The sequence below is a fragment of the Halomonas saccharevitans genome, from assembly GCF_900116405.1.
GTDB lineage: Bacteria > Pseudomonadota > Gammaproteobacteria > Pseudomonadales > Halomonadaceae > Halomonas > Halomonas saccharevitans.
This window is the reverse complement of record NZ_FPAQ01000040.1, coordinates 23,882-30,091: the sequence shown is the minus strand read 5'-3', so window position 1 is coordinate 30,091 and position 6,210 is coordinate 23,882. Positions and strand designations below refer to the sequence as shown.

Annotated in this window: 6 protein-coding genes; all 6 read left to right on the top strand. The window is 64.9% G+C overall.

The genetic code is table 11. The features are described from left to right. Nucleotides 1-264: group II intron maturase-specific domain-containing protein (locus BM388_RS18020; protein WP_342714255.1), on the top strand; the 264-nt coding region annotated here is incomplete at its 5' end. Nucleotides 265-419: 155 nt separating this feature from the next. Beyond that, nucleotides 420-1,109: a type 1 glutamine amidotransferase domain-containing protein gene (locus BM388_RS15025; protein ID WP_089851613.1), complete on the top strand. Its 690-nt coding sequence runs from the start codon at nt 420-422 to the stop codon at nt 1,107-1,109. A gap of 159 nt (nt 1,110-1,268) precedes the next feature. Further along, a complete protein-coding gene (locus BM388_RS15020; RefSeq protein ID WP_089851611.1) occupies nt 1,269-1,823 on the top strand; it encodes a cytochrome b in 555 nt (184 codons plus the stop codon). Between the two features lie 39 nt (nt 1,824-1,862). Continuing rightward, a complete protein-coding gene (locus tag BM388_RS15015; protein WP_089851609.1) occupies nt 1,863-2,447 on the top strand; it encodes a YceI family protein in 585 nt (194 codons plus the stop codon). Nucleotides 2,448-2,899: 452 nt separating this feature from the next. Then, complete coding sequence (locus BM388_RS15010) at nt 2,900-4,711, top strand: putative bifunctional diguanylate cyclase/phosphodiesterase (protein WP_089851608.1); 1,812 nt, start codon at nt 2,900-2,902, stop codon at nt 4,709-4,711. Nucleotides 4,712-4,846: 135 nt separating this feature from the next. Then, a complete protein-coding gene (locus BM388_RS15005; protein WP_089851619.1) occupies nt 4,847-6,133 on the top strand; it encodes an MATE family efflux transporter in 1,287 nt (428 codons plus the stop codon). Nucleotides 6,134-6,210: the final 77 nt, after the last annotated feature.

The window sequence follows — 6,210 nt, the reverse complement described above, 5'->3', positions numbered from 1 at the left end:
CTGGAAGCGTTGGATCAATGGGTACGTCGCCGATTACGCGACGTGATCTGGCGGCAATGGAAGCGCCCGAAGACCCGGCGCCGTAAGCTTCTGGCATTGGGTCTGAATGGCTTTCGGGCGTGGAAATCAGCGGGGAATGGGCGAGGCCCCTGGTGGAATGCCGGTGCCTCGCACATGAATCAGGCCCTCCCCCGGAAGTGGTTCGACTGGCTGGGTCTGATCTCGGTACTCGATACGGTAAGAGGGCTCAATCGTGCTTCGTGAACCGCCGTGGTACGGAACCGTATGCCCGGTGGTGTGGGAGGGCTCCGGGGGCGACCCCGGACCCTACCCGATATTTCCCCGGTCTTCCTTGAACTCCCCCGTCTCGTCTCCATCTCATTCAGTGACGCATGCACCGACGCCCGAGGAGGGCTGTGATGAAGATCCTGATGGTACTGACCTCCCATGATCGCATGGGCGATACCGACCACAAGACCGGCTTCTGGCTCGAGGAGTTCGCCGCGCCCTACTACGTCTTCAAGGACGCCGGCGCCGAGGTCACCCTGGCCTCGCCCAAGGGCGGCCTGCCGCCGGTGGACCCGAACTCCCAGGCCGAGGAGGCCCTCACCGAGGAGACCCGGCGCTTCGAGTCGGACGATCAGGCCAGGGCGCAGCTCGCCAGCACGCACAGGCTCGGCGACGTCGAGGTAGGCGACTTCGATGCGATCTTCTATCCCGGGGGCCACGGGCCGCTGTGGGATCTGACCGGCAATGCCGATTCGCGCCGCCTGATCGAGGCCTTCCTGGCCGCCGAGCGCCCAGTGGCCGCGGTCTGTCACGCGCCTACGGTGCTGCTCGACGTCGAGACGCCCGCGGGCGAGCCGCTGGTCAAGGGCCGCCAGGTCACCGGCTTCGCCAACAGCGAGGAAGAGGCGGTGGGTCTATCCGGCGTGGTGCCGCACCTGCTCGAGGATGCCCTCAGGGAGAAGGGCGGCCACTACCAGCGGAGCAGCGACGATTTCGCGCCCTTCCAGGTGCGCGATGGGCTGCTGGTCACCGGGCAGAACCCGGCCTCCAGCGCGTCCACGGCTCGCCTGCTGCTCGAGGTGCTGGCCGAGCGAGGCTGATTCCTCTGACGCTCGGATGGCCACATGCCGCCGCCACGTCCCTCGTGGCGGCGGCATGTGGTTTTTCCGAATGGAATGTTCGGGTTTATTCGCGGATGCCGATCGTCTCCTGGGGTATGCTGGTGGTTGACGATCATAGGCGTGGAGGCAACAGAGACCATGTGGAACAACACCCGTCGTGGCTGGGGGCTGGTCAGCATCCTGCTGCACTGGATCGGCGCCCTGGCCATCATCGGTCTCTTCGCCCTGGGCTGGTGGATGACAGGGCTCGATTATTACGACCGCTGGTACAACCTTGGTCCATGGTGGCATCGTTCCCTGGGCATGCTGCTGCTGCTGGTTACCCTGATCCGCCTGGGCTGGCGCTCCCTGCAGCCCACGCCCAAGGCGCAGGGGCATCGCCTGGAGCGTGTGGCCGCCCATTTTGGACACATCGGGCTCTACGTGTTGATGCTCGTGGTGCTGGTGAGCGGCTACCTGATCTCCACCGCCGAGGGCCAGGGGATCAATGTGTTCGACGCCTTCGAGGTGCCGGCGCTGATCAGCGGCCTGCCGAATCAGGCCACCCTGGCCGGCCAGGTGCACTGGTACAGTGCACTGGCGCTGATCGCGCTGTCGGGCGGCCACGCCCTGGCCGCCCTGAAACATCACTGGGTCGATCGCAACGACGTGCTGACGCGCATGGTCGACCCGCGTCGTTCTCGTCGCCCCTGAGGCGATGTTCTCCCCCGATACGATTCGCAAGGAGCTTTCATGATCAAGAAGACAGCCATCGCCACCGCCCTGGCCGCCGCTGCCCTGGTGCCGCTGACTCAGGCCCAGGCCGCCGATTACGCCATCGACACCGAGGGCCAGCACGCCTTCATTCAGTTCAAGATCAGCCACCTGGGCTTCTCCTACATCCTCGGCAGCTTCGAGGAATTCTCGGGCAGCTTCCGCTACGACCCGGAAAACCTGGAGGATTCGGCCGCCGATCTCGAGGTCGATGTGGCGAGCCTCACCAGCAACCATGCCGAGCGTGATAAGCACATCAAGAGCGATGACTTCCTGGACGTCGGCGAGTATCCGACCGCCACCTTCACGACCACCGGCTTTGCGCCCAGCGGCGACAACGAGGGCGTGCTGAGCGGTGAACTGACGCTGCACGGTGAGACCAATGTGATCGAGATGCCCATCACCCTGCTGGGCGAGGGCGAGGACCCCTGGGGGAACTATCGCGCCGGCTTCGAGGGCTCCACGACCCTGGTCCTGGAAGACTACGGCATCGACATGAGCAAATTCCCCGAGGTGATGCACGAGCTCGAGCTCTACGTCACCTTCGAGGGCATCCGCCAGTAAGACTCGCTGGCCCTCGTTTCCCCACTGCAACGCGATGCCCCCGGAGTTTTCTCCGGGGGCATCGCGTTGCGGGTGTGATCCCGATGAGTAGCGGCGCGGGAGCCGTGCCACCGAAGAACACCTGTGGGCAGGGGCGGGGCAAGGCAAGACGTGGCGCAGGCATCGCGGGTGTCGCTGCGCATAAACGTTCGCCGCTCGTAGGCCGGGGTGTGGCGCCCGGCGGCACGGAAGCCTAGGTGGCTAAGACGGGATACCACAAATATGTACGAGACGTGCCGTCCTCTAGGGACTAGGATTCTCAGTGAGACATCGGATGACAGTGTCTTGCGGTAAGGCATCGCCATGTAAGATATTTCCTACATGAAAAGGTAAGATGCTCACTCTTTTTGCCGCCTCTGATAGTGCGCTTACAGCGGGCAGGATGGCATCGCAAGGCGATGATGAGGAGATGCATGAGCGGTCGCGAAACTCGCTTCCGGCAATGGCTGTTGCGCCGGCGGCAACAGATCCGTGCCAGGTGGACGGCCGTTTGGGCCGGCCCCGCCGCGCTGGACGACGTCGAGCGCGTGCGGCGCCAGTACCTGGAAAGCGAGCATCGCTTTCGTACCTTGCTGGAAAGCCTGCCCAAGGTGGCCGTGCAGGGCTACGATCGCGAGCGTCGCGTGATCTACTGGAACGAGGCCAGCACCCGGCTCTACGGTTATGCTCACGATGAGGCCCAGGGTCGGCTGCTCGAGGAGCTGATCATCCCCGAGCCGATGCGCGAGCCCGTGATCCAGGCGCATCGTGACTGGATGAAGCGGGGAGTCGAGATTCCTGCCAGTGAATTGGAGCTTCAGCACAAGAGCGGCCAGCCGGTATCGGTCTTCTCGCACCACGTGATGCTTAACGAGCACACCGACGATCCCCTGATGTTCTGTATCGATGTGGACCTCTCGGATCAGAAACGCGCCCATCGCGAGCTCGAATTTGCCACACGCTTCGACGCCTTGACGCATCTGCCCAATCGCCAGACCTTCGAGGCCCAGCTCGATGAGGTCCTCGCCGGCTGTGGTCGACAGGGCTGTGGCCTGGTGCTGATCTACCTGGACGTCGACCATTTCGTCGAGGTCAATGACACCCTGGGCTACGAGCAGGGCGACCGTCTACTCATCGAACTGAGTCGTCGCCTGCATCGTGCCAAGCGCGGCTCGGACCCGATGTCGCGCCTCTCCGGCGACGAGTTCGTGATCGCCTTCCCGGGCCTCCAGCGCGAGGACGTGCTGCCGAAGCTGGTCAAGAAGCTTCAGCAGGCCCTGCGGGCCCCCTTCATGATCGGCGGGGTGCGTCGTCAGGTGACGGCCTGCCTGGGCGTCAGCTTCTATCCGGACAATGGCGATTCGGCACGGGAGCTGATTCGCCATGCCGATATGGCCAAGAATCGGGCCAAGCTCGACGGCCGTGGCAGCGTCTGGTTCTTCGATCAGCGGCTCCACGATGAGCTGCTGCACCAGCACCGCCTGGTCGAGCGTCTTGAGCAGGCGCTCGATCGTGGTGAGCTATCGCTTCACTACCAGCCCCAGGTGTCGGCCATGAGCGGGCGTATCGAGCATCTCGAGGCGCTGCTGCGCTGGTACCCCCATGACGGTCCGCCGATCTCTCCTGCCGAGTTCATCCCGCTGGCCGAGCACACCGATCTCATCCATCGTCTCGGTGACTGGGTCATGGAAACCGCCTGTCGACAGCGGGGGCGGTGGCGGGATGCCGGCCTGGCCCTGGAGCGTATCGACATCAACTTCTCCGGTCGACAGATGAGCCGGCCCGACGTCTTCGAGCGCTTCGAGGCCTGCCTGGCGCGCTACGCTCTGGGACCACGCCATATCGGCATCGAGCTCACCGAAAACGTGTTGATCGAGGCCGACGATCGTATCCTCGAGGGGTTGCACCGGCTCCACCGCCTGGGATATCGCATCGCCATCGACGATTTCGGAACCGGCTACTCGTCGCTGAGCTATCTCAAGCACTTCCCGGTCACGGCGCTCAAGATCGATCGATCCTTCGTGCGCGATGCTCCGGATCAGCCCGAGGATCGCGCCATCATGGAGGCCGCGATCTTCATCGGCCATCGGCTGGGGCTCGAGGTGGTGGCGGAAGGGGTCGAGAATCGCGAACAGCTGGCGCTGACCCAGGACATGCACTGCGATCTGGTGCAGGGGTTCTACTTCTACCGCCCCATGCCCGCCGCAGACATCGAGCGCATCCTGGCCGGGCTGGCAGTCGGATAGCCGGGGCTAGCGGGCTGAGCCAAGCGCCGCCATGGCGTAGAATTCCTGGCCCCGACAGACCCTGGAGTCCGTGTGAATTCTCTCGACGCATCTCGTTCCACCCTCGGCCTCACCCTGTGGCGCCAGACCTGGCCCATGGCGATCGGCGTGCTGGCGCTGCTCGGCTTTCAGCTGGTGGATAGCGCCTTCATCGCCCGCCTGGGCACGGCGCCGCTCGCCGCCCAGTCCTTCACCTTCCCGCTGTCCTTTTTGGTCATCGGCATTCAGGTGGGCATGGGCATCGCCATCGCGGCGCTGATCTCGCGTGCCCTTGGGGCGCGGGAAACGGCGAGAGCCCGCCGTCTGGGCAGCCTGGTGCTGGTGGTCGGCACCGTGACCATCGCGCTGCTCGTGCTGCTGCTGTGGGCCATCCAGACGCCGCTGTTCGGCCTGCTGGGCGCCGACGAGGCGACGCGCGCGCTGATTCGCGACTACTGGGCCCCGCAGCTGCTGGCGGCCTGGCTCGGGGCGGTGCTCTACTTCGGTTACAGCCTGTTCCGGGCCCACGGTGACACCTGGCTACCGGGCAAGATGATGGTGATCACGAGCCTTTTGAACCTGGTGCTCGACCCGCTGCTGATCTTCGGCGTCGGGCCCTGGGAGGGGCTCGGCCTGCCCGGCGCCGCCTGGGCAACCACGATCGCCTTTGCCATCGGCCTCGCGCTGCTGGCCCAGCGCCTGCGTGACAAGCCGTGGCTCGCGCTCGAGGGGCTGGCCGGGGAGATGCAGCGTTCGCTGATGCCCTTCGTCGGTATCGCCGGCCCGGCGATGATCAGCCAGCTGATGCCGCCCCTGGCGGCGATGCTGGCGATCTCGGTGGTGGCCTCCCTCGGCGAGCCCCAGGTGGCGGCCTGGGGCTTGGCCAGTCGCCTGGAGACCCTCTCGCTGATGGTGGTGCTGGCCATGACGATGTCGCTGCCGCCCTGGCTCGGACGCTGTTACGGGGCGGGGGACTGGGAGCAGGTGCATCGGCTGATGCGCCTGGCGCTCAGGGTGGTGGTGCTCTGGCAGCTGTCGCTGGGCGTGATCATGGCGATGGCATCGCCATGGCTCGCCCTCGCGCTGTCCGGTAATCCCGAGGTGCAGGGCGACCTGGCGATCCTGATTCGCTTCCTGCTGCCGAGCTACGCGGCGCTGGGAGTCTGCATGATCGTGGTTTCCGCCGGTAATGCCCTGGGCTGGCCGCTGCGTGCCATGCTGATGTCGGGGGCTCGGCTGTTCGTCTTCTACCTGCCGTGTCTCTGGCTCGGTGCGTGGCTCGGTGAGCTGATGGGCCTGGCGATGGGGGCGGCGATCGGCAACCTGCTGGCGGGCCTGACGGCCTGGCAGGTGCTCAGACGGATCCTCGCCAGCCCGCGCCGACAGCCGTCTAGCGCATCGTAGAGAAATATTCTAAAAATTATGGAATATAGAGAATATTGCTTCGTTATTGAGTCAAAAAATATGTTTCCATTTTCTTT

What these genes read in the sequence shown, in the direction of transcription:
- BM388_RS15025 (WP_089851613.1), top strand. Translation starts at nt 420, where the DNA reads ATGAAGATCCTGATGGTACTGACCTCCCATGATCGCATGGGCGATACC.
- BM388_RS15020 (WP_089851611.1), top strand. Translation starts at nt 1,269, where the DNA reads ATGTGGAACAACACCCGTCGTGGCTGGGGGCTGGTCAGCATCCTGCTG.
- BM388_RS15005 (WP_089851619.1), top strand. Translation starts at nt 4,847, where the DNA reads ATGGCGATCGGCGTGCTGGCGCTGCTCGGCTTTCAGCTGGTGGATAGC.
- BM388_RS15010 (WP_089851608.1), top strand. Translation starts at nt 2,900, where the DNA reads ATGAGCGGTCGCGAAACTCGCTTCCGGCAATGGCTGTTGCGCCGGCGG.
- BM388_RS15015 (WP_089851609.1), top strand. Translation starts at nt 1,863, where the DNA reads ATGATCAAGAAGACAGCCATCGCCACCGCCCTGGCCGCCGCTGCCCTG.